The sequence below is a fragment of the Caenispirillum salinarum genome (assembly GCF_044803115.1).
GTDB classification, from domain to species: domain Bacteria; phylum Pseudomonadota; class Alphaproteobacteria; order Rhodospirillales; family Rhodospirillaceae; genus Caenispirillum; species Caenispirillum salinarum_A.
The window spans coordinates 4,697,490-4,719,349 of sequence record NZ_CP085224.1; the positions used below are offsets into that span (position 1 = coordinate 4,697,490).

Genomic DNA, 21,860 nt, shown 5'->3' on the forward strand with positions numbered 1-21,860 from the left:
TTGCCCGTCCTGTCGCGGCAAGCACCGCGCTGCTGGGGCGTAGCCAAGTGGTAAGGCAACGGTTTTTGGTACCGTGTACCGTAGGTTCGAATCCTACCGCCCCAGCCATCCTTCCGAAAATTCCCTGAAAAATCAGTGACTTGCGAGGACGCCTCCGGAGCCGGTTCGGCAGGTGTGACTCCACGTGTGCCATCGTCGTGGCCGCTCCGTTCCCCCTCGGACGGAAGGAGGACCGGCATGTCCGCGCCCGACTGCATCTACCGCCGCGGTGGCGTCTGGTACTGGCGCCGCGCCATCCCGACGCGCCTGCAGAAATTTTTTTCAACTTTTTCGCTTCGCCGCTCGACCCGGTTCTATGTGCGTCAGCAGGCCAGGGACGTCGCCCGCGTTTTCAACGCCGTGACCGACGTCCTGTTCGCCGCCCTGGACGAACTGCACGAACTCGACGAGATGCAGGTGACGCAGATAGGCTCGATGGCGGAAGCCCTGCTCCGCAGCGCCCTCGACGGGATCCTCGCGGATGCCGAACGGCGGCGCGTGCTCGGGGGTCCGCGGACCTTGGACGATGCCTACACCGCGCGAGAGCAATGGCTGGCGCAGGCCGAGGCCCACCAGCGCGCCCTGGCCTGCAACGAGGTCGATCCCGCCTTCGAACCCCTGGAAGCGGCCGCCAACGCGCTCGGTTTCGTGTTCCGGCGGGACAGCGAGGAGGGGCTGATGCTGGCGCGCCGCATGATGCGCTACAACGTGGTCGCGGCCCGCATGAACGCCGACCGCGAGATCGGCATCTACGATGACGATCTTTCCGGGCACGCCGCGCGTCCCGCCGCCATGCCCCCGGCGCCGATGCCGGCCTCGATGCCCGCGGCAAGTCCTCCCGTCTATCCGGCCCCGACCCCGGCGACGCCCGAAGCCTCTCCCGCCGCCGCGCCGTCACCCGCAGAGCCCCCTGCCACGCCTGCGGCGCCGCCCGCGTCCGCGGAGCCGTCCCCGAAGCCGTCCGGACAGGCGACCCCCACCACCCGCCTCGAGGCGGCACAAAAGCTGGCGGAGGTGCGCACCAGGGAAGCCGAGGAAAGGCGAATGGGAATACTGGCGCAGACGGTCGAGGAAACCGCCGACGACCTGGAACGGCGCCTCTTCGAGGAGCAGGGAAAGTGGCCGGAAAGCACGCGTGACAGCGTCCGCAACGCCGTCGACCTCTGGGTCGCCCTGCAGGGTGACGTTTCGCTGGCCGAGATCGACGAGGCGAGCGTCGACGAGTTCATCGCGAAGCTGAACATGACGCCGCGCAACCACGACCGGAATCCCGCCCTGCGGGACCGTCCGCTGTGCGAGGTGGTCGCCGAGATCCGTGCCCTCCCGCCGCGAAAGCGCAAAATGCTCGTCGAAAAGGGCGATCTCAAGCTGATGAGCAAGATCACGATCAGCAAGCACATCGCGTCGCTCGGCAGGATGTTCAAGGACGCCGGGCTCAAGACCGAGAATCCGTTCGCCGGCAAGGGATACGACAAGAAGAACATCGAGCGCGCGAGCGAACAGCGCCTCGAGTGGTCGCCCGACGCCCAGGAGGCCCTCTTCCGGTCGCCCGTGTACAGTGGGGCCAAGAGCCTCGAGCGCAGGTCTCTGCCGGGCACGCTGGTGGCGCGCGACGGCCTATTCTGGGCGCCTCTGCTCGCGCGGTGCATGGGATTGCGTGAGCAGGAGGCGGCGCAGCTTTTCACCGCTGACGTGCGAACCATCGAGGGTATCGATGTCGTCGACCTCGCGAGCGACCACGGCCGGCGGCTCAAGAACAACAATGCGCACCGCCGGATACCGGTGCCGAAGGTCCTGATCGACCTCGGCTTCCTCGACTACGTCGCCGAGCGCCGCCGAAAGAAGTGCAAGGCGCTGTTCCCTGAGCTTCACGAAAAGGGGCCGAGCCTCGCCGGCGAGAAACTGCGCAAGCGCTTCGACAACTACAAGAAGAAGTTCGTGGGCCCTGAGTACGTCTTTCACGGCCTGCGGCACTCGTTCATCACCGACATGATGCAGGCCGACGGCGTCTCGAAACACATGACAGAGCGCATCGCCGGACATAAGATCGCCGGTGAAACAGGAGACCGGTACTTCAAGGGCTTTGAACTGACGGCCTTGAAGCACGGTATCGACCAAGTGGGACGGAAGGCGCTCCGGACCCTGCTTGCGGAACAAGACCTTGCCGCCGCCTGATGCGCGCCGGCCGCTCGGTTTCCGCACGCAGATCGGGGGCGGCCTCCGGCACAAACGAGAGATGAAGGAATACGATGTCGGCTGAAGAAGACCGTTTCGTCGAAACCGTTCTGGCGTACGCCCGCAGGACCGACGGTGCCACGCCGGAGGATGGAGCGTTCGCCCGGGACGCGTTCCGTCGGGGAGAGACCGATGCGCGGCGGGTGGCGGCCGACCTGATGCTTGCCGAAGATCCGTTCGTCTTCTGTGACTCGACCAGGGACATGGAGCGGCTGAGGGCCGAACTGGAAGAGGAAGCCGAGGAAGAGAGGGGAACGAACGGCGGCGGTCATTCCGGCGACTGACCGGCCCCGCGACCACGCCCCTATGACGGCGCAGTGCGGCTTCAGGGGAGGTTAGCGCCTTCGAACGGCCGCTTGAGGACTGAGACTGTCGCTCATGCGCCATATGGAGCAGGGTCGGCCGGCCTTGGCGGGCGCCTCAGGCGTCGGCCGGTCTCAGGCGCGCACATTGCGCTGCCGTCGCGGCGCCCGGAGCTCCAGACGACAGCTCATTCCCTAAACGCGCAGATCGAGCCGGGCCGGACGGCGAACATCACGTCAATGTCGGCGTCTCGAGGCGGTCGCAGAGGCGGGTTTCGCCCCTGGCACGGTCCACCCTCGGTGACGTCCGGCTGCAATCCGACATCGCGTGAAGTCACGACAGCGGACAGGTGAAGGGGCGCGGATGGCACTCCGCGCCACGCCATTCCGCGCGCAGGCCGCACGGCGGCGGCCCTTGACGAAAACAGGCCGCGCCCTCCCCCTGTATTGTTCCCTTCCGTTCGGCCTCAGCCACCACGCCAAGCCCTTGCGCGATTCACAAGAGGCGAGCGTTCCGTGTCCCGGCGACACGCCGTGAAGAACACCGGTGCCAGCAGAACGCGCGCCCGAGATGCCGACGCGGCCAAGGCCGCCCTTTCTGACCCTGCATCGTGTCTCTTCTCGCGGCTCGGAAGCGGGACGTTCCCATGGCGCCTGTAGACCGGGGCAGCTACAGCAGTCCCTCCTTTCGCAGAAAATCCTCGATGGCTTCGGCCACCATGGTGTTCCGCGACGGTCGTCCGGCCCGCCGCGCCCGCGCCGTGTCGAGCAGCGTGAAATACCGAGGCGGAAGGCGGAGGTTGAACTTCATTCGATCCGCATTTGCGGGCGCCGGTCGGTCCTGGATCTGCTCGGCCATCGTTCCAGCGACATCGGCTTCGTGCACGATCGCGCGCCGCCGCGCCCCTTCGGCGAGCATCTTCGCCTTTCCCATCACGCCACCTCCGCCGCAACGGTCGTCAACACGGCCACCGCCTCGTCGTACAGGGCGGCGCATTCGGCGGCGGCACGCGCATCGGCCATGTAGGGTGGGGCCGAGCCGACGAAGGCTGCCTCCTGGTAGACCACACGCCGCCGGATCTCGGCGTCGAACAGCGGCAGCGCGTTTTCCGTGAGGCGCGTCTTGATCAAGCGATAGAGCGTGGTCTCCGGCTCCGTGCGACTCAGGAGCACCCGATGCACGATGGGCCCGGCGATGCCCTTGGCAGCTAATTCGGCCTCCACCTGACGCAGCCGCGCCACCGTGCGCTCCACGCCGTCCACATCGAGCGGCGAGTTCGTGGCCGGGATGATGACGAGGTCGGCGTTCGCGACGGCGAGCGAAAGCGTCGCCGTGTCCGCGCCCATGATGTCGATGATCACTGTGTCGTACCGCTCGATCCCCGACTGCACCGCCGCGGGCAGGCTCGACGGGCCGATGACGACGTCGATCGCGCGGAGATTAACCCCACCCCGCAGCCATTCCGTCGCATGATGCTGCGGACCATCCGCGTCGATGACCACCACCCGCTGACCGCGGCGCGCGGCCTCGGCGGCCAGACATACCGCTGTTGTCGTCTTGCACGCGCCGCCCTTGGACGACACGACCGAGATCACTCTGCTCACTTGGCTCCTCCCTGGTTCCAGTCCGGCCCCATCATGACGCCGCGTCTGGGGAGATAGCTCGGTGGTCCCGGAATGACGTTCATCGCGGAAAGCATCCTCGGTCGACCGGCGCTGAGGGAGTTCCGAACCTTCCGTATCTTCGCATTCCGCCTCCGCAAGAATGCGGCGGACGGTTTCAAAAACATCGTCCCACGAGGGCTCATCATCTGTCCGGTCCGAGTACCGACCTCGGGCGGCGGGGACGTCGTAAGCGGCCTTCCTGTTCGCGTGGGCTGTGTAACCTGACGTCTGGAAATTTTGTTCGAGGGGGCGCACTTGCGTGCCCATCCGTGGGGCGAGCCCCACGGATGGGCTACCCTCCATTCCGGTTTTCTCAATCGCCAAAAAGAGGAACCGGAATGCAGGACACCCAGGGTAAGGTCATCGCCGCGCTGATGGAACAGCTCATCCAGACCGGGCCAAGGGCATGGCCGAGGCGTTCACCGCGCTCTTCAATCTCGCCATGCGGATGGAGCGCGACCAGCACCTCGGCGCCAGCCCCTACGAGCGCACGGACGGGCGCCGGGGCTACGCCAATGGCTACAAGCCGAAGAAAGTAGACACGCCCGCCGGCACCGTCACCGTGGCCGTGCCCAAGAGCCGGGGCTGCGACGAGCCGTTCTTTCCGCAGTCCCTGGAGCGCGGGCGCCGCTCCTCGCGCGCCATCATGCTGGCGATCGCCGAAATGTACGTCCAGGGCGTCTCCACCCGCGATGCCGCCAAGGTGATGAAGGAGTTCGGGCTGGAGAGCCTGTCCTCGACCCAGGTCAGCCGCGCCGCCGCCATGCTGGACGACGAACTGGAGGCGTGGCGCACGCGGCGGCTCGACCCGGTGAAATACCTGATCCTGGATGCCCGCTACGAGAAGGTGCGCGACGGCGGCATCGTCCGCGACGCCGCCATCCTGTCGGCCATCGGGGTCGCACCCGACGGCCGGCGGCGCCTTCTGGGCGTGTCGGCGGTCCTGTCCGAGGCCGAGGTTCACTGGCGGGACTTTCTGAACGACCTCGTGGACCGCGGCATGCGCGGCGTCGAGTTCATCGTCAGCGACGACCATGCCGGCCTGCGCGCCGCTCGTCGCGCCGTGCTGTCCGGGGCGACATGGCAACGCTGCCAGTTCCACCTGGCCCAGAACGCCATCCACCACGCCCCGACGCTCGCCATTCGCAAGCGCATCGGCGAGGAGCTGCGCGCCGTCTGGAATGCCAAGGATCTGAAGGCCGCCGAGGCGGAACTGGCGGCCCTGGTCGAGACCTACCGCAAGACCGCGCCGAAGCTCGCGGAGTGGCTGGAGATGAATGTCCCGGAGGGGCTCGCCGTCTTCACGCTGCCGAAGGGGCACCGCCGCCGCATGCGGACGTCGAACCCGATCGAACGGGCCGTCCAGCAGGAGATCAAGCGCCGGACCAAGAAGGTCCGCGTCTTCCCCAACGAGGCGTCGCTGCTGCGCCTCGTCACCGCCGTCCTCGCCGAAATAGACGAGGACTGGGCCACCACCGACCGCGTCTACATCAACATGGAAAACCGGAATGACTGAGGGACCTCAGACCGAATTTCCATCCATCAGGTTGCTCAATCGTTCGCGTGTCGGGTGGGGGGCAGTCACATCGAATCTCCATGTTGTCGAGCCGGGCACTCCGGCTCTGGCTCGGGGCGCGGAAGCGCCTGCCCCCTCGGACATAGACTTCGGCTGCGCTGCGGGTGGAAAAATCGGGAATGAATCGACGAAGCCTGTTCGACCGTGCCGTGGAGGCCCGGCACGTTGGGCGATTGGAACTGAAGAAACTGAAGGTGCGCCGGATTCCCCCTCTTCCCGGATCCTTTAGCGCAGCGGTATGGTTTGGGAGAGAGGTCAGCTCCTACGTTGCTCTCTCCCGTTGCGGGCGGGGTCGTCATCATGCGGCCCCGCCCATTTCGGTTTCGCCAAGCGTACGGCATGCCAGGGCGTCGACCCGTTTGCCCGTGCCCGCGCGGCACCCGCCCGAAACCTCGACCGAAGGGAACATCCGCGCGACCGCGTCGAAACCGCCGCCCGCTCACCGTGCGGCGGCGGTTTCGACGCGGCCGCTCATCATTCCATGTCAGGAGAAGCGCATGACCGCAGAAACGATAGCACCCGTCCGCATCGTCGACCTTCCGATCTATGAGCGACGACATCTGGCATGGCGCCCCCTGAACGAACTAGATCTCGAGATCGCTGCGCAGCGGACGTACTACACGATCACAGCATCGCCCCGAGCTGTTCCCGTTCCGCCCCGGGTGAACGAAGCGCTCTTCCACATCGTCCGTCTGACGAACGATGGCCGCCGGGGCACGCGCGCGCCCAAAGGCTGGCATCTCCTTCTTCCCGACGAGGGCGAAGCACGGACTCCCGACGACTTTCCCGTCGATCCCGTCGGGGTGGCGTCGTGGCCGTGGCGTCGGCAGATCCAGCTTGAGCGGTGGGACGCCAAGGCTGTCATCGTCGACGGCGGCGTCTTCGGACCGCTCCTGCTGATTGGAATTGATGCTGCAACCTCTCCGGCGCCCACGGCAAGGGCGCTGTGAGGGGATCAACTGCCTGAGAACCAGGTCGTATAGGGTTTGGATGTAGCACGAACCGAAAGGGGGTGGCGGGCGCGGGGGCCCCCCCCCCCGCCGCAAGATCCAGCGCAAGCCATTCGCGGCACCGCCGCGACTCGGATGTCCTTGGGGGTCCTTAACTGACTCTACCTGTCTCTGTGAGGGCGCTACGCCAGGAATTTGGGGGCACATGAGGCCAAACCGCGCCGTCCAGGCGAGAACCACGCCACCCGGCTGTAGACCGCGCCGGAGCCCGAGGAATCACATCCAGCCACGATTGCTTTCCACGCTTTGCTTTCCGTCTGATCCCAAAGCCGACAGCAGACTTCAGGTGAGACCGGGTCCAAGAAAGCCGTGGAGACTCTGGGAAACCGATCGCATGAGCTTCGCCACCGCCCGGTTTCCCGCTCGCTTCTCCACACCAGCCGCCGGAAGTCGCGGACGCAAGGATGCCGCGGCTTCCGAGTTGCGTCATGCCGGAGGAATCCGCGTTCCGAATTCCGCTCGGAGGACCGGTTACGGCCGCGTTCCGGCGGACGGCGCCCTGTAAGCCATTGATCGGCTGAGACATCGTCCATGCGTGGGTAGGGCATCCGCACATTCGGCACATCATCGCTTTCGGTGAGGCTATCTGCCGGTGTCCCCAACACTACGAAGGAGACATCGATGATGACGGACCCCGACTTCGTCGAACAGGACCGGCTGGAACGCGCGCTCAAGCGACACCCGGGCTACCGCGGTCGGACGATGCCCGCATGTCTGCTGCCTGCCCTCGCACGCACAAGCGCGTTCGCTCCCCGAAGCCGGAACCTCAATCGTACGGCAGGCTCCACGCGGCTCTACGAGATCCCGAATGTCAATGTCGTGAAAGTGACCGGGCCGGAACTCGGAATCCAGCACCGCATGCTGCTGACGGCGCTCCTCCGCCATCACGTGAACATCATTGATCTCGCTGGAAGGAGCATGATCGCGGTTGTGTCCGTCACGTGGCGGGACCTACTGAAAAGTATGAACAAAGGAGCACATCCGAACAACATCGACACGTATTTCAACGCACTGCGCGATCTCGACACCGCGCAGATCTCCGTCTGGCGGGGCTCGTGGACTCAATATCAGGCGCAACTCTGGGGTTATGAGACGGACAAGAATGCAGACTTCTCAGCGCCTCTCATCACCTCGGCCCGCTGCACCGGGCTTACGCCGAACGATGAAATCAGGGTCCACTTCGGGCCGGATGCCGCGCGCGACTTCAAGGAGGGGAACCTTGTCAGCGTCGACGCAGATGTCTTCTTCAGACTCCGCAGTGATTACGCCAAGAGCCTGTGGCCTGTGATCGACGGGCACAAGAAGTTCTTCTTCCTGCATGAAAGCACCATCGCGAGCTACGTCGGGCTGGATCTGCGCCGTACGGGGTGGCGGGAATGGCAAACGTTTCGCAGAAGCACCAAGCGTGCCTTCGAGGCGATGAAGGCCGCCGGCGGGTTGGAGGACTGGTACGTCGAGGAAGGAAAACAAGGGCGCATCGGCAAGCGGGAGCAGCACAAGTACGTGTTCACGCGTCCACTCTCTCCCGGCTCCACGCCATTGAGGGGGGTGGCACCGGAAGGGCGCCACGAAGGAGCCGCGTTGGCGCCACCGGCATAATGAAGACCACGCCTTTTGGCGGCGCAGAACTTCCTTCAAATAAGTAACGGCGACGTCGCCGTTGCTTTCCAAGAGCACTTTCTTGGCCGTGTCAGAGAGGGAGGGAGCAAACGGGGATCGTGCGGCGAGCGCGCCGGATCCGTCGTCCCCAGGACCATGGAGCGGAATTTTCTGCTTCGGTACGCACGGCCATAGTCTCCTTCGATGGGCGACCTCTAACCATCTTGGTTAGCCGCCGGATCACGAGCGGCATCACCCAGGATGCACGTTCAAGCAGCGTGATGCTTTTCACTACGACGCCGTGTGAATTGTCTGCATGGCAGCTCTCGGGACACGGGCGTGGACGGCTCACCCCTGGGCGCCGACCCATGATGTGCTGTAGCCACTAAAAGTAACTTTCGCGTATTTGAAATACGGGAAAGTTACATCTTTTCAATGCTGCTGCGTCACATTCCCCTTCTACCCCGGTCAACTACGTCGGGGTATTCTCTTTTCAGGGGCTGCGCATGGAGGTCGCTATGCACACTGATCGCATTCGAGCCGCACTCGCCGGTCGCCTGTCGCCCGACGACCTGACGCAGGATGAGTTCGCGATCTGGCTCGAAGCGTTCGGCGCGAAGATGTCAAACCCGACGCTGGAGGCAGAGGCGTTCTTCGCCGAGCGTCGCCGCCGCGGGTTGGGTGTCGGCATCACGAAGGATGGCCGACTGGTCCATGCGAAAGAGCTGCTCTGGGACGACGTGTTCGATACTCCCGGTACGGATTGCCCACGCCGTCTCGAACCCGCCGGTTCAGATCGACCCGGCACGCCGGATGATTAGGGTCCGTCCATAACCAACCGCAGTGATGTAATTCATCCTGGCCCGGTTGCCCCCGTCCGACCCGTTGTACCGGATACTTTCAGAGATGACAGAAGAGTTGAAGCGCACCGAACAAGAGGCCGCCGAGGCTTTGGATCGCGTTCTCGCCAGCGTGGAGACGACGCGCCTCGCTCATGCGCTCCGAGCGGCAGCGGGCATCGACGTCGACTTTTGGCTGTTCGGCTCGCGAGCGCGCGGCGATCACCGGCCTGACAGCGACTGGGATGTGATGGCCGTCGTTCCCGACGAGGCCGACCTGGAAGCGGTCGACGCGCGACTACAAGTTGCCGCCGTAAAGATGGCGGCCCGCATGGCCGCCGATCTCACCGTCATAACCGTTTCCTGTCGCGCCTTTTCCTGGCCGCTCGTCGACCTGCACCCGGGCTCCGTCACGTACGCCTGCCGCACGGAAGGGCGGCCACTCCAATGTTGCCGAAGAATAGACCTGCCGGTGCTGCGGCGAAGACAAACCTTCCTCTGCTCCCCTTGGTCCGGCGCTTGGCACCGGCTTGCAGGCGCCGGCAACGGGCGGGGTACCCGAGCGTCCGTTATTGAGCTGCGCTTTGTTGCACATGCTGTGTGTGTAGAAGGTTACCCAGCCCCCAAACGGTAGGGCCTATCCCACGCGCGCTGCACCTCAAGAAAGATGCTCATGATGCTCGACGCCACGCCTTACATCACCGCCGCCGCCTCGGTCGACCGTCTGGCCGAAGCCCTGCGCCGTCTCGCCCAGGACGAGGCAATGCTTGCGGCCGTGCTGCCCGACACGGGTCGACGCAACGCAGATAGTGCAGCCCGGGTGCGACGCCTCGTCGCTGCCCACCTGCGCGACGGCCTCGGTCTCGACGCTTGATGTTCGGCGGTCACTCCAAGGTCCTGGTTCACGCACCACGAAAAGAGGCGAATTCTAAACCGTCCAAAAAAATTCCCGTTCTCTCCTCTCCGGACGTTGCAGCGGTCTATCTGCCCCGTCACGACAAGATCAGCCACGGTGGCTGATCCGCTCGTCAACGGAGACACCGCCTTATGTCCGACTGCACCCGCACCGCCGCCACCACCGATGCTCCGACCATGGTCGCTCAGCCAATGGATAATCTCGATGTCAACGCCCTGCGCGTGATCGTCGGCCGCACCTGGGCAGAGAACCTTCTCGACCGCATGAACAACACCTGTGATGAAGATACGTACTTCCAAGACAACAGTGTCCACGACGAACTCCTGCAGATTGCCTACGCAGGCATTGCCGACTGGCCGCGCTCGGGGTGCCACCTGCTTCTGATGTACAATGGTACCGTCGACCCCGAGATCCGTAGGAATGCGCGCAGGCTGCTTCACGTCCACCCTGATGCGGATATCGAAGATGAGGACATCCTCGAAAGCCACACCGCTGCGGCGACCCATCTCATCGACACGGCCGTTTCCAATTGGCGCGAGAAGCGCTGCCCCGCCGCAGAAGGCTTTGTTGCCATGGCTGTCGCGGGGGTCCTGCACCGCGCCAGCGCATCGAGTCTCGCTCAAATGGCATTCATCCTGGGGCTGCCAGTGCCCGTCCCCGTGCGCAGGGTTCTTCTTCATTCGCTGAAAGCGGACCCAAAGGCGCTTCCTGCTTTCGAGAAATCATGATTAAGCCGACCGATATGGCGGCGCAAGTTGCTGGGGTTGTTCAGGCAACGAGCGTCGCCGTCCCTCCGTGCAGTATCCGAGGGTCCGCCACGTCAAGGTCCCGGCGAGGCCCCTACCAGCACTGCCGATCCTGATCATGATGCCCAGCACCTCCTGATCAGAGTCGCAACGATCCGCTGCGCCGGACATTACGCCGAGGAAGTCTATCTCCTCCTGCAGATCAGCGGGAGGAGAGGGCTGAGGTGGCCCCAAGAATCTGGACAGGTCGGTAAGCTCTGGGTTTTGCTCCTGGGGCGAGACAGGAGAAGACCGCATGAGCAAGAATCGTCGCAACCACAGCGCCTCCTTCAAGGCGAAGGTGGCGATGGAGGCGCTGTCCGGCGAGAAGACGGTGGCCGAGCTGAGCGCGAAGTACGACGTCCACCCGACGATGATCAACGCCTGGAAACGTACGCTGCGGGACCAAGCGGCCACGGCATTCGAGAAGGGCCCATCGAAGGCCGACAAGGACAAGGAGGCGCTGGTCGATGAGCTGTACAAGCAGATCGGCCAGTTGAAGGTCGAAAATGATTTTTTGGCCGTCAGGCTCAAGCGCTGAAGCGGGTGGAGCGCCGAGCCATGATCGACATTTCCCACCCCACGCTGAGCCTTACACGGCAATGCCGCCTGGTCGGCATCAGCCGGTCGTCGCTGTACTACCGTCCGGTGAACGACGACACGCCGAAGAACACCGAGGACCGGATGCTGATGGCGGCCATCGACCGCCACTTCCTGGATATGCCCTACTTGGGCAGCCGTCGCATGGCCGCCCTCCTGCGCCGCGAGGGCTGGTCCGTCGGCCGCAAACGGGTGCGACGCCTGATGCGGCTGATGGGCGTTCAAGCCGTCTATCGCCGGCCGCGGACCACGGTGCCGCACCCCGAGCACCGGGTCTATCCCTACCTGCTGCGCACGCTGGTCATCGACCGGCCGAACCAGGTGTGGGCTGCCGACATCACATACATTCCGATGCGTCGCGGCTTCCTGTACCTGGTCGCCATCATGGACTGGCACAGCCGCAAGGTGCTGTCGTGGCGGTTGTCCAACACCATGGACGCCGATTTCTGCGTCGCGGCGCTGGAACAGGCCCTGGAAACCTACGGCCCGCCCGAGATATTCAATAGCGACCAGGGCAGCCAGTTCACCAGCCTCGCCTTCACTGGGACGCTGAAGGCGGCGGGCGTGCGCATCAGCATGGACGGCAAGGGCCGCTGCATGGACAACATCTTCATTGAGCGCCTGTGGCGCAGCCTGAAGTACGAGGAGGTCTACCTGAAGGCCTACACCACTGGCAGCGAGGCCAAGGCCGGCATCGGCGCCTGGGTGCAAACCTACAACGAGCGGCGCCCGCACCAGGCCCTGGCCTATGCCACCCCCGATGAGGTTTACTGGCGAGGCCTGCCGGGCTCCGGGCTACGCTCCCGCTCCGCCCTCCGCCCGGCAGGCCTCGCCGCCTGACCGCGACTACCCACCAACCAAGCCCCAGGAGCAGAGCTTACAGAGCGCGCTGATCTGCCCGAACAACCGGGACCACTTCAGGCAATGCGTAAACTTCTGACGGTGAAGGGCTGTGCCGACGAACTTCAGGTCAGCACGAAAACGATCTACCGCGCGGTTTGGAGCGGCGCCCTTGTAGCGCACCGCGTCGCCGGACGGCTGAGGATCAGTCCGGCGGCATTGGAGGCCTACCTGCAAGACCGGCAAACTGGCTCCGGACCGACGGGCGGCGACCGTGTCTAAGCCGGTTCACTGCTCTGTGCACCGCCGTCATCGCCCGTCCACGCACAGCAGTAATAGTCTCAACGGCTTAGGGGCACGTGTGAAGCACGGGTGGTCCGCAATCGGATCTATCTCGGAGCACCCGTTTTCACACCTGTCCCAGGCAGTCTCTCCCCGTCCACACGGGTCCGGCCAGTATTACCTCCCAGCCTCACACAGGTTCCGGTTCGTCGGGTCGCGTCGGGGACGCGAACGCAACCCGACGAACCGGAGGTAATGCAATATGCCCTCTCCCCACGATCTCGACATCCTCGCCACGGTGCACCGCAGCGTCTTCCCGTCCCGCGGCACCTACATGGCCGCCCGGCGGGGCCTGCGGCGGCTCGCCGAAGGAGACGCCGCAGACGTCGCCGACCTGGTCGCCGCCCTAGGGGAGCGGATCGAAGCCGGTGCGGTCGACCGCCGCAGCGGACGCGATGAGATGTCCGCGCTTAGGCACCTCGCCCGCCTGCCGACCCTCGATCTCGATGTCGCCCGCCGCATCCGGCGCGGAGACGCCACGCTCGCCGATGCGCTGGTGTGCGTCGAGGCGCAGACCCAGTGGGGCGCGGAGCGGGGGCGTGTCATCGGCGCCGTGAAGCGTCTTGCCGAAGCGCTCGGTCTGACGCTGGAGGCTCTGCCCGCCTCCCTGCCCCAGATCGATCTCCTCTTCGACCGCCAAACCGCCGCCGAATTCGGCCTGCAGCCGACAGCCTATGCGAACCTCAAGTCGCGGGTCCGCCGGGCTGTCCGATTGGTCGACATCGAGTCCGCGAGGCACCTGAAGGCGACCACCCTGACCGGCCCGTGGCGCCGCCTCATGGGCGCGGCGGAGGACCATGGCACCGCAGCGGCCAAAGGCGCCCGCACCGCGCTCTGGCGCCTGGTGCGGTACTGCCACGATCGCGATCTCGCGCCGGATGCCGTCGATGATGTCGTGGTGACGACGTTCCTGAACCACCTCGAAGAGCGGCGCGTTAGGAATGCCTTCGAGGTGGCCCGCAAGGCCGTCTATGGTTGGGAGACGCTCCAACGCCTCGTGCCGGCGTGGCCGCCTCAGACGCTGTCGCGCCTCTACGCCGCCGATCACCGAACCCGCCCCTGGCCGGCGTTCCAGGACCTGCCGCCGCACATCCAGGCGATCTGGACCGACTACGAAGCCGCCACCCGCCGGCAGGAAAGCGACACGCTTGCCGACCTGGTCGTCGACGACGATGACGAGTTCGCCGACATCGAAGGCCCGTCCGGCGTCGGTGGCGGCCTTTCCGCCAGCAGCCTGCGGGCGCGCAGGTCCGTCTGGCTGCAGGCGGTCGCCGTGGCGCGTGAGGCCGGGATCGAGGTCACAACGATGGCCGATGTGGCCTCCGTCGAGGTGTGCAAGGCGCTCCTGACCAGCATCGGCGACCGACAGAAGCGGGCGGCCGATGCGGAAAGCCGGACCTATACGCCGAAAAATCTCACGCGCAAGAATGCAGCAATGAACCTGCGAATGATGGCGCACTACGCCGGCGCGGACGAGGCAACCCTTGAGACGCTGGCCCGCCTGCAGGACAAGGTGGACCCGCACCTCGTCCGCGTAACGCGCGACCCGCGCTCTGGCAAGGAACGCCGCGTCCTCGCCCGCAAACGGATGGGCCCGCGGCACGTGCGCGTGATGGCGCAGTTCCGCAATCCGATGACGCTGTTGTTGTGGTTCCGCATGCCGGACACGCTCATCGCGGCGGCCCGGACAATGCTCGCCCGGCCAGGGCGGGAGCAGGAAGGGCGGGTGCTGGTCATCTCGGCGCTCTGCCACCTGATCCTGCGCGACGTTCCGCTGCGGCGGGGTGATCTCGGCCCTCAGACAATTTCCGGCGACGACCGGACGCTGATCATGCCGCCGGGCCGGCGCGGGCGGGCTCGCATCGTGCTCACGACGCGGAAGACGGGTGCCAGCGTCGACCGCGAACTGTGCGCGCGGACGACGGAGGTCCTGCGGTGGTGGATCGCCGACCTGCGGCCCGCCTTTATCCGTCACCTCGGGGCCGATCCCGCATCCCCCTTCTTGTTCCCGTCGGCGGGCTCGGTGAAGCCGTACCGCGACGAGAGCATGCTGAACAGGCATTTCCAGGCCCACAACCAGAAATACGGAGGCTTCAGCCTCAACATCCACGCTGAGCGGCATCTCGTTGGCAAGGTCATCCTCGACCAGGACCCCACTCAGATCGACCTCGTTCGCCAGATGCTGACCCACGAGCGCGTGGAGACCACCGAGCGCTACTACGCCGAGATCAACGAAATCCTGGTGCAGCGCAAGATTCACGACATCCTGGCCGAGGCCGAACGGCTGGCCTCCCGCCGATCCCGGAGATAGACCGATGGCGATCTGCAACACCATCCGCGATGCGAAGGCCGTGGCGACCGACTGCGCCACATGGCCCGAAGCCTGCCGCCACCGCTGGACCGAGGCCTTCGAGCCCGACCTCGGAACGCACGACTGGAGCCGCGCAAGCCAATACACCTACGCCCGGATTTTCACCCGCTACCTCGACGTGCTCCGCCGCCACGACATGGCGGACGACGGCTGCGCCCTGATGCCCGCCGGCCTGCGGTTTTTCGTGCGGGAGGCGGAAGCCACCGCGAGCGCACGGACCGTGGCGGGCTACGTGCACCAACTGCTCGAGGTCGCCACGGTCGTCTACCCCGACGAGGTGCGGGCGGGCCGCCTGGACTGGCTGTGGCGGACGCGCGACAGGATGGCCGAGGCGGCCGGACGCACGCCGAAACGGCGCCGCCGCCAGGTGGTGGACGCGGGGGATCTCCTCCGCGCCGCCCGCCACGCCATCGCCCACGGCAAGGCAAAGGACAACTTCGTCCTGCTCCGGACGGGTGTTTTCATCCTGCTCGGCATCCACATGCCCGAACGTCGGCGGGCGCTGGGCGGGCTCGACATCTCGATGATCGACCTCGACACCGGCACCGCACGTCTCCCGGCACACCTGCAAAAGACCCCCGAAGAGGTGGTGCGGGAGATCCCGCCCCGCGTCAGTACCGTACTCCGGGACTATATCGAGCACTGGCGCGCCCGCTATACTGATGACCGGGAGGGCCCCTTGTTCATCACCACCACGGGACGACGCGTGGGCAGCGAGGCTCTGCGGGCGGCCATGGTGACGTTGACGCAGAGGGAACTCGGTGTCGTGGTGCCGCCGCACCTGATGCGCAACGCCGTGGCGACGACGGTGATCGAAACCGATCCTGCCAATGCTGTGCTGGCGTCGACTGCCCTGCATCACCGCAGCAGCCGAACGACGCGGGAATATACGGAGACGGCGGGCGACGTCGCGGCGACGCGGGCAGCTTCGAGGGCCCTGACGGAGGCACACCGTGCCATCGAACGTGCCGTTCGGAGGTCCACCCGCAGCCGGGCCTCCGCAACGGCCGGGGCACGGGAAAGGGCCGGTTTCCGCGCCTCACCCGGGCCTTGACGTCGTGCCGTCATCTTTCGCGTTTTTTCGGAAGCATCCGCCTATCTCCTTCCGGGCACCACAGACACGGAAGGAGAAAGACATGCTGCCCGACCTGGGAAATAACGTCGCCGAACTGCAACGAGAGGATCCCTCTCCGATCGTCGGCTATGGACAAGTCTGCATGCCACCAGTCAAAGTCGACGGTCGGTGGGAGGTAACGATCACCTGTTGCAATGGGTACGGCATCCCGTACATGGGCACGGTTACGGGTATCGCGGCGAATGTCGCAAGCGCGATCACCAAGCGCTACTGCCGAAAGGGCCCGTTCATGATCGCCTTTGCCGTGGATGCGTCCGAGGAAACGTACACGTCGAAGCTCACCGGCGAGCGCTTTCGGCTCCTGAAAGGCAAGGTCGGCCACGCGCGTTGTTGCAGCCACCGAATCGGCCCGCAGATCGCCTGGAACGTCTGACCGACCCAGACGAAACATGATGAAACGAACATCGACAACGGGGCCTGCGTCAGCACGGTCAAAAGTGCCGCCGTAACCTCTTCGCCGACCTGAATGAAACGATACCTCGGCACAAGACCGGGTCGCGTCGCGATACGACACCGCCCGTGCACGGCCCCGGTGTGGAACCAAACTGGGGCCACACCGGGGCCGTCGGAGAGGTTCACCAGCCGAGCCATATGGAGAAAGCTGTCACAGCCCCAAGACGACCAGCCCCTCACGCGCGACCTGCCGTTCCTCGAGGCGACGTCGGAAACGGCGAACGATGTGCTACTGCTCAAGCCTTGAAACCGGCGGCGCCCGTCCATGGGGAACTGACGCAGGTAACTAATGCCTATAACGTCCCGTTGCTTCGGGCGCTTATCCGACCAAAACTGCCCAGCGACAACCAGGATGGCCGCTCTGCCGACAATTACGATGGCCGCAGGGGGTGACCGTAGGGCGGGCGTAGCCCGGCCGGAGGTCGCCCCCTGCGGTGCGCGGTCTTCATAGACCCCGCCGACGGCCGTGATGGGAGACACTGGCGGTTCTCAACGACCAAGAAGAGACCGCCGGTGCCTGGAACCCACATCACGGACCATCAGGTGAAACTCTACATGAAGCACCGAGGACAACACACGCAGCGAGTCGCGGCCGCGAAGGCCGGGTTCAGCGAGAGGACGGCCCGGCGGATCGACCGGGACCCGCGCCTTCCTTCCCAGAAACGGGATCATCGCCACTGGCGCACCCGCGAGGATCCGCTGGAGGACGTCTGGGAGACGGACATCCTGCCGATGCTGGAGGGCGCGCCCGGCCTGAAGGCGGTCACCATCTTCGAGGAGCTGGAGCGGCGCTATCCGGATCAGAATTGGCCGTCGCGCCGGCGGACCCTGGAGCGCCGGATTCGGGAATGGCGCGCGCTGAAGGGGCCGGAGAAGGAGGTCATCTTTCGCCAGGCCAACCCGCCCGGCCGGATGGCCTTGTCGGACTTCACCGATGCCGCCGAGCTGGCGGTGATCATCAACGGGGCGCCGCTCGCGCACCGGCTCTACCATTTCACCCTGGCCTACTCGGGCTGGGAGTACGCCGAGGTGGTGCTGGGCGGCGAGAGCTTCATCGCCTTGGCCGCCGGTCTCCAGAACGCCCTGTGGTCCCTCGGCGGTGTCCCGGCCGAACATCGCACCGACAGCCTGTCGGCTGCCTTCCGGAACCTCGACAAGGAGGCCGCCCGGGACATGACGGAGCGTCATCAAGGTCTCTGTGACCACTACGGCATGGTCGCGAGCCGCAACAACCGCGGCGTCGCCCACGAGAACGGCGCTATCGAGAGCCGGAACGGCCACCTCAAGAGGGCTCTCGACCAGGCCCTTCTGCTGCGCGGGAGCCGGGACTTCCCTGATCTGGAGGCCTACCGCCGCTTCGTCGCCGAGGTGGTGGGGCGGGCCAATGCCCGTCGCCGCGAGATGCTGGCCGTCGAGAAGCCGGTTCTCCGCAGCCTGCCGCCGCGCCGGACGATGGATTACGAAGAGGCCCGGGTGCTGGTGACCAGCGCCGGCGGCTTCGTCCTGCGCCGGGTCTTTTACACGGCGCCGTCGCAGTTCATCGGCCACCATCTCCGCCTGCGCATCCACGACGACCGGCTTGAAGGCTTCCTCGGCGGCACCCCCGTTCTGACCCTGCCACGCGGTCGCGCGCCCTCCGGCAACGGCCATGGCTACGTCGTCAACTACCGCCACGTCATCCACAGCTTGCGACGCAAGCCCCAGGCCTTCCAGAACCTGGTCTACCGGGACCACCTGTTCCCCCGGACCGAATACCGGCGGGCCTGGGATGCCATGATGGCCTCCATGGACCCGCGCGTCGCCTGCCGGACCATGGTCGGCCTACTGGCCCTGGCGCACGACGCCGGCTGCGAGGCGGATCTGGCACGGCGACTGGGCGAGGATCTCGACCACGGACGGCTTCCCGACCTGGCCCTTCTGCGGATGACCTTCCCGGTTAGCGGCGGCACGATCCCGAACGTGACGGTGGCGCTGCCGTCGGCATCGGATTACGACATCCTCGTCGCGGGAGCCGGCCGATGAGCATCTCGGTTGACATCGCCAAGCTGCCGCTGCTCCTCACCGAGTTGCGGCTGCCGACCATCAAGCAGTTCTGGGAGGAATTCGCCGAGCGCGCCGACATGGAAGGCTGGCCCGCCAGCCGTTTCCTGGCGACGCTGGCTGAACTCGAACTCGCGGAACGGGAGCGCCGGCGCATCCAGCGGCACCTCGTGGCGGCCAGGCTGCCTTCGGGCAAGACCCTCGACACCTTCGACTTCTCGGCGGTGCCGATGGTCAGCAAGGCCCACGTCATGGCGCTCGCTGCCGGCGACGGCTGGCTGGACCAGGGCAAGAACCTGCTGTTCTTCGGTCCGCCCGGCGGCGGGAAGACCCACCTCAGCGCCGCCCTCGGCCACACGCTCATCGACAACGGGTTCCGCGTCCTGTTCACCAGGACGACCGATCTCGTCCAGCGCCTCCAGACGGCCCGGCAGGACCTCGCCCTGGCGAGCGCCATCGACAAGCTGGACAAGTACGACCTGCTGATCCTCGACGACCTGTCCTACGTCGAAAAGAGCCAGGCCGAGACCAGCGTCCTGTTCGAGTTGATCGCCGCCCGCTACGAGCGACGGTCGCTCTTGATCACGGCCAACCAGCCGTTCGGCCAGTGGGACCGGATCTTTCCTGACAAGGCCATGACCATCGCCGCCATCGACAGGCTGGTCCACCACGCCACGATCTTCGAGTTGAACGTCGAGAGCTACCGGCGCCGAACCGCGGTCGGCAGGGACGCCGCACCATCCGCGACAACTACCGACGCGGATAATTGTCGCCCGGCGACAACTACATCGGAGACCGGCGACAATTAGACTTGCCGGCGCCGCTGCGCGGCGCCACCATCGTCATCCCATCACGGCGACCGGCCATCGTAGTTGACGCCCACCGGCCTTCCTAATTGTCGCGCTACACAAAACCTCATTCGACAAAGAAGCGCGAACACGGCCCCTTCGAGATCACCATCAGCCTGTGCATCGCCCGCGTGCATGCCACGTACAGCAGGTTCCGGTCCACCGGCGTCCGGTAGGTCTGCGCGCTGGCGTCGGGCACGATGACGCGGTCGAACTCCAGGCCCTTGGCGAGCGCCGCCGTGCAGACGGTGACGCCGGTGGAGAAGCCGATGCTGCCGGCGTCGAGGAGGCGGGCCTCGATACCGACCTTCTCCAGTTGCCGGGAGACCTTCGCGGCCTGCCGCTGCGTCTTGGCGATGATCGCCAGGCTTTGGTGATCGGAGGTCTGGAAGGCTTCCACCTCCGCCACGATCCGCGCGACGACGTCGGAGTCCCGCTTGCACTCGATCACCTGCGGCGGTTCGCCGTGCCGCTTCATGGGCTCCAACTCGGCGTTGGGAGCAATGGCAAGGGCGAACTGCAAGATCTCCCAGGTGGAGCGATAGCTCTTGGTCAGCTTCACGCCCCTCGCGGACCGCAGCACTTGCTGGATCTCCCCGGCGGTCGAGGCGCCGTGCGGGCTGACGGACTGCGTGGCGTCGCCCAGCACGGTCTTGCGGCACGGGAAGAGCCGTGCCAGGACGGCGTACTGCACCGGCGTATAGTCCTGCATCTCGTCGATGAGCAGGTGCTTCACGTCGCTCCACGGGTTCTCGACGCCCTCCAGCCGCATTTTCAGGTAGATCAGCGGGAACACATCGGAATACTCCAGCTTCCCGCCCGCCGGCCTGAACAACTCCGGCCGGCCCATCCACTCGAACAGGCCCTTGTAGGCGTCCCGCAGCGTGATGTTCCGGGCCATGCCGCGGATCGCCGCGCGCAGGGACTGGCGTTCGTCGGTCCTCAGGTCGTAGTTGTAGTGGATGCCGATCTTGTGTTCGGTCGCGCGAACCACCTCCGCCACCCGCTTGGTGAACGGCATCCCCCGGTGCTTCTGCCAGCTTTCCTCCAGGAACCAGTCGGGCACGATGCAGGTGCCGGTCTGCCACGTCTCCGGCTGGAAGGAGCCGGATTCCACGGTCTTGGCGTAGGCGTCGATCTGCTTGAGGAAATCCCGTGACGCCTTTGCCGTGATCCGCGCCTTCAGGTCCGCGTCGTCCGTCTCCACCAGGCGGATGCTCTGCTCGAAGAAGGTCTGGAACTTGTATTTCCCGTCGAGCAGCGCGTCGGCCAGCGTGTCCATGCCGATCTCGGCGACCTGCTCCTCCCCCAGTTCGGGCAGCACGTTGCCGATGTAGTCGGCGAACACGCGGTTCAGGGAGATGATGAGGATGTCCTCGGACGTCAGGGTGTCCTTGAAGCGGTAGAGCAGGAAGGCGATGCGGTGCAGGGCGATGGAGATCTTCCCCGACCCGGCCACATCCTGGATTACAAGCGCGTGGGCGTCGGTGTCGCGGATGATGGCGTTCTGGTCGCGCTGGATGGTGGCGACGATGTTCTTCATGCCGTCGTCGGAGAACCGGCTCAACTCCTTCTGCAACACGTCGTCGACGATGTTGAGGGCGGTTTCCAGCATGAACTCCGGTCGAACGATGCGCCGGATGATCGCTTCACCGAGCGCCTGCAACGGGTGCTGACGGACGCGCGGGCGGAACCCGTCCGCTTCCACAACCCCCTCCAGGACCGGGAGGTCGTGCAGACGGTCTACCTGGGGCATGCCTGAGGGCGGCTCCGGCAATTACTCGGCAGTTGAGAACGCAGCACGGATAGACGATGAACCCTGCGGAAAACGAAGAACGGAAGCACCTGGAATCCTGCCTGGAGGACATCGCGCAGGCCATCCGCCTGATCTCGGTGCGCCTCGACGGCTATGCCCGCGACATTCAGGAGAGCAAGGACCACCTGTGGGACGCGCGGCGGGACATGGACCACATCGAGAAGATTGCCGTGCGCCAGACCATCGAGCAGAAGATGCGATCGGGCGACGTGCTGCGCGCGCAGCAGCAGAAGCTCCTGAAGCTGAAACGCTCGCCCTATTTCGGCCGCTTCGACTTCGCGGGCGAGGACGCCGGTGCGGACGGCGCGGAGCCCATCTACGTCGTCGTCCACGATTACAGGGGAGAAGACCGGCCGGCCCGTCGTCCACGACTGGCGGGCGCCGATCGCCTCCGTCTTCTATGACTACGAGACCGGGCCGGTGCGCTACGAGGCGCCGTCCGGGAATGT

Annotated in this window: 20 protein-coding genes and 1 tRNA gene; 18 read left to right on the forward strand and 3 right to left on the reverse strand. The window is 65.6% G+C overall.

Features of this window, described 5'->3' with window-relative positions:
• Positions 1-33: 33 nt before the first annotated feature.
• The 3 genes from LG334_RS21765 (at position 34) to LG334_RS21775 (ending at position 2,558) form a co-directional block, all read left to right on the forward strand.
• Positions 34-108 (forward strand) — tRNA-Gln (locus LG334_RS21765).
• Between the two features lie 129 nt (positions 109-237).
• The gene (locus LG334_RS21770) at positions 238-2,214 is read left to right on the forward strand and encodes a tyrosine-type recombinase/integrase (RefSeq protein WP_404381451.1); all 1,977 of its coding nucleotides are present in this window, start codon (positions 238-240) and stop codon (positions 2,212-2,214) included.
• 74 nt (positions 2,215-2,288) lie between these two features.
• A complete protein-coding gene (locus LG334_RS21775) occupies positions 2,289-2,558 on the forward strand; it encodes a hypothetical protein (protein WP_404381453.1) in 270 nt (89 codons plus the stop codon).
• Positions 2,559-3,246: 688 nt separating this feature from the next.
• Here LG334_RS21775 and LG334_RS21780 read toward each other — a convergent pair.
• Positions 3,247-3,510 carry a hypothetical protein gene (locus LG334_RS21780; protein WP_404381455.1) on the reverse strand — a complete coding sequence of 88 codons (264 nt, stop codon included), beginning with the start codon at positions 3,508-3,510 and terminating at the stop codon, positions 3,247-3,249.
• Positions 3,510-4,181: a ParA family protein gene (locus tag LG334_RS21785; RefSeq protein WP_404381457.1), complete on the reverse strand. Its 672-nt coding sequence runs from the start codon at positions 4,179-4,181 to the stop codon at positions 3,510-3,512. The genes LG334_RS21780 and LG334_RS21785 overlap by 1 nt, the downstream gene beginning before the upstream one ends.
• 466 nt (positions 4,182-4,647) lie before the next feature.
• On the opposite strand from LG334_RS21785, the gene LG334_RS21790 reads away from it, so the two are divergent.
• The 14 genes from LG334_RS21790 to istB all read left to right on the forward strand — a co-directional run bounded on the left by LG334_RS21790 (position 4,648) and on the right by istB (position 19,556).
• On the forward strand, positions 4,648-5,757 hold the full coding sequence (locus tag LG334_RS21790; RefSeq protein WP_404381459.1) for an IS256 family transposase: 1,110 nt from the start codon (positions 4,648-4,650) through the stop codon (positions 5,755-5,757).
• A 557-nt stretch (positions 5,758-6,314) separates the two neighbouring features.
• On the forward strand, positions 6,315-6,767 hold the full coding sequence (locus LG334_RS21795) for a hypothetical protein (RefSeq protein WP_404381461.1): 453 nt from the start codon (positions 6,315-6,317) through the stop codon (positions 6,765-6,767).
• A 681-nt stretch (positions 6,768-7,448) separates the two neighbouring features.
• The gene (locus LG334_RS21800; protein ID WP_404381463.1) at positions 7,449-8,426 is read left to right on the forward strand and encodes a hypothetical protein; all 978 of its coding nucleotides are present in this window, start codon (positions 7,449-7,451) and stop codon (positions 8,424-8,426) included.
• 518 nt (positions 8,427-8,944) lie between these two features.
• Positions 8,945-9,247: a hypothetical protein gene (locus tag LG334_RS21805; RefSeq protein ID WP_404381465.1), complete on the forward strand. Its 303-nt coding sequence runs from the start codon at positions 8,945-8,947 to the stop codon at positions 9,245-9,247.
• 85 nt (positions 9,248-9,332) lie between these two features.
• Positions 9,333-9,899: a nucleotidyltransferase domain-containing protein gene (locus LG334_RS21810; RefSeq protein WP_404381467.1), complete on the forward strand. Its 567-nt coding sequence runs from the start codon at positions 9,333-9,335 to the stop codon at positions 9,897-9,899.
• A gap of 39 nt (positions 9,900-9,938) precedes the next feature.
• Positions 9,939-10,139, forward strand: a complete 201-nt coding sequence (locus LG334_RS21815) for a hypothetical protein (protein WP_404381469.1) — start codon at positions 9,939-9,941, stop codon at positions 10,137-10,139.
• 173 nt (positions 10,140-10,312) lie between these two features.
• The gene (locus LG334_RS21820) at positions 10,313-10,909 is read left to right on the forward strand and encodes a hypothetical protein (protein ID WP_404381471.1); all 597 of its coding nucleotides are present in this window, start codon (positions 10,313-10,315) and stop codon (positions 10,907-10,909) included.
• A 313-nt stretch (positions 10,910-11,222) separates the two neighbouring features.
• A protein-coding gene (locus LG334_RS21825; RefSeq protein WP_404379525.1) for an IS3 family transposase occupies positions 11,223-12,406 on the forward strand; the annotation gives its coding sequence in 2 pieces (ribosomal slippage) (positions 11,223-11,499 and positions 11,499-12,406; 1,185 coding nt in all).
• Between the two features lie 84 nt (positions 12,407-12,490).
• A complete protein-coding gene (locus tag LG334_RS21830) occupies positions 12,491-12,688 on the forward strand; it encodes a helix-turn-helix domain-containing protein (RefSeq protein ID WP_404381473.1) in 198 nt (65 codons plus the stop codon).
• Positions 12,689-12,950: 262 nt separating this feature from the next.
• Positions 12,951-15,059 (forward strand): hypothetical protein, encoded by a 2,109-nt coding sequence (locus tag LG334_RS21835; protein ID WP_404381475.1) that lies wholly within the window; start codon positions 12,951-12,953, stop codon positions 15,057-15,059.
• 4 nt (positions 15,060-15,063) lie between these two features.
• Complete coding sequence (locus LG334_RS21840) at positions 15,064-16,173, forward strand: hypothetical protein (protein ID WP_404381477.1); 1,110 nt, start codon at positions 15,064-15,066, stop codon at positions 16,171-16,173.
• An 82-nt stretch (positions 16,174-16,255) separates the two neighbouring features.
• Entirely contained in the window at positions 16,256-16,627 is a 372-nt protein-coding gene (locus LG334_RS21845) for a hypothetical protein (protein ID WP_404381479.1), read from the forward strand.
• Between the two features lie 635 nt (positions 16,628-17,262).
• Positions 17,263-18,729: an IS21 family transposase gene (gene istA, locus LG334_RS21850; RefSeq protein ID WP_404379163.1), complete on the forward strand. Its 1,467-nt coding sequence runs from the start codon at positions 17,263-17,265 to the stop codon at positions 18,727-18,729.
• Positions 18,726-19,556, forward strand: a complete 831-nt coding sequence (gene istB, locus LG334_RS21855; RefSeq protein WP_404379162.1) for an IS21-like element helper ATPase IstB — start codon at positions 18,726-18,728, stop codon at positions 19,554-19,556. Before istA ends, istB begins: the two co-directional genes overlap by 4 nt.
• A 106-nt stretch (positions 19,557-19,662) precedes the next feature.
• Here the strand turns inward: istB and LG334_RS21860 are convergent, their stop codons facing one another.
• Positions 19,663-21,351, reverse strand: coding sequence for a HelD family protein (locus tag LG334_RS21860; RefSeq protein WP_404381481.1), 1,689 nt, complete (start codon positions 21,349-21,351; stop codon positions 19,663-19,665).
• Between the two features lie 56 nt (positions 21,352-21,407).
• Between LG334_RS21860 and LG334_RS21865 the strand changes: the two genes are divergently transcribed.
• Positions 21,408-21,815 (forward strand): hypothetical protein, encoded by a 408-nt coding sequence (locus tag LG334_RS21865; protein ID WP_404381483.1) that lies wholly within the window; start codon positions 21,408-21,410, stop codon positions 21,813-21,815.
• Positions 21,816-21,860 lie beyond the last annotated feature (45 nt).

What these genes read in the sequence shown, in the direction of transcription:
- LG334_RS21770 (WP_404381451.1), top strand. Translation starts at nt 238, where the DNA reads ATGTCCGCGCCCGACTGCATCTACCGCCGCGGTGGCGTCTGGTACTGG.
- LG334_RS21775 (WP_404381453.1), top strand. Translation starts at nt 2,289, where the DNA reads ATGTCGGCTGAAGAAGACCGTTTCGTCGAAACCGTTCTGGCGTACGCC.
- LG334_RS21780 (WP_404381455.1), bottom strand. Translation starts at nt 3,510, where the DNA reads ATGGGAAAGGCGAAGATGCTCGCCGAAGGGGCGCGGCGGCGCGCGATC.
- LG334_RS21790 (WP_404381459.1), top strand. Translation starts at nt 4,648, where the DNA reads ATGGCCGAGGCGTTCACCGCGCTCTTCAATCTCGCCATGCGGATGGAG.
- LG334_RS21795 (WP_404381461.1), top strand. Translation starts at nt 6,315, where the DNA reads ATGACCGCAGAAACGATAGCACCCGTCCGCATCGTCGACCTTCCGATC.
- LG334_RS21800 (WP_404381463.1), top strand. Translation starts at nt 7,449, where the DNA reads ATGATGACGGACCCCGACTTCGTCGAACAGGACCGGCTGGAACGCGCG.
- LG334_RS21805 (WP_404381465.1), top strand. Translation starts at nt 8,945, where the DNA reads ATGCACACTGATCGCATTCGAGCCGCACTCGCCGGTCGCCTGTCGCCC.
- LG334_RS21810 (WP_404381467.1), top strand. Translation starts at nt 9,333, where the DNA reads ATGACAGAAGAGTTGAAGCGCACCGAACAAGAGGCCGCCGAGGCTTTG.
- LG334_RS21815 (WP_404381469.1), top strand. Translation starts at nt 9,939, where the DNA reads ATGATGCTCGACGCCACGCCTTACATCACCGCCGCCGCCTCGGTCGAC.
- LG334_RS21820 (WP_404381471.1), top strand. Translation starts at nt 10,313, where the DNA reads ATGTCCGACTGCACCCGCACCGCCGCCACCACCGATGCTCCGACCATG.
- LG334_RS21830 (WP_404381473.1), top strand. Translation starts at nt 12,491, where the DNA reads ATGCGTAAACTTCTGACGGTGAAGGGCTGTGCCGACGAACTTCAGGTC.
- LG334_RS21835 (WP_404381475.1), top strand. Translation starts at nt 12,951, where the DNA reads ATGCCCTCTCCCCACGATCTCGACATCCTCGCCACGGTGCACCGCAGC.
- LG334_RS21840 (WP_404381477.1), top strand. Translation starts at nt 15,064, where the DNA reads ATGGCGATCTGCAACACCATCCGCGATGCGAAGGCCGTGGCGACCGAC.
- LG334_RS21845 (WP_404381479.1), top strand. Translation starts at nt 16,256, where the DNA reads ATGCTGCCCGACCTGGGAAATAACGTCGCCGAACTGCAACGAGAGGAT.
- istA (WP_404379163.1), top strand. Translation starts at nt 17,263, where the DNA reads ATGAAGCACCGAGGACAACACACGCAGCGAGTCGCGGCCGCGAAGGCC.
- istB (WP_404379162.1), top strand. Translation starts at nt 18,726, where the DNA reads ATGAGCATCTCGGTTGACATCGCCAAGCTGCCGCTGCTCCTCACCGAG.
- LG334_RS21860 (WP_404381481.1), bottom strand. Translation starts at nt 21,351, where the DNA reads ATGCCCCAGGTAGACCGTCTGCACGACCTCCCGGTCCTGGAGGGGGTT.
- LG334_RS21865 (WP_404381483.1), top strand. Translation starts at nt 21,408, where the DNA reads ATGAACCCTGCGGAAAACGAAGAACGGAAGCACCTGGAATCCTGCCTG.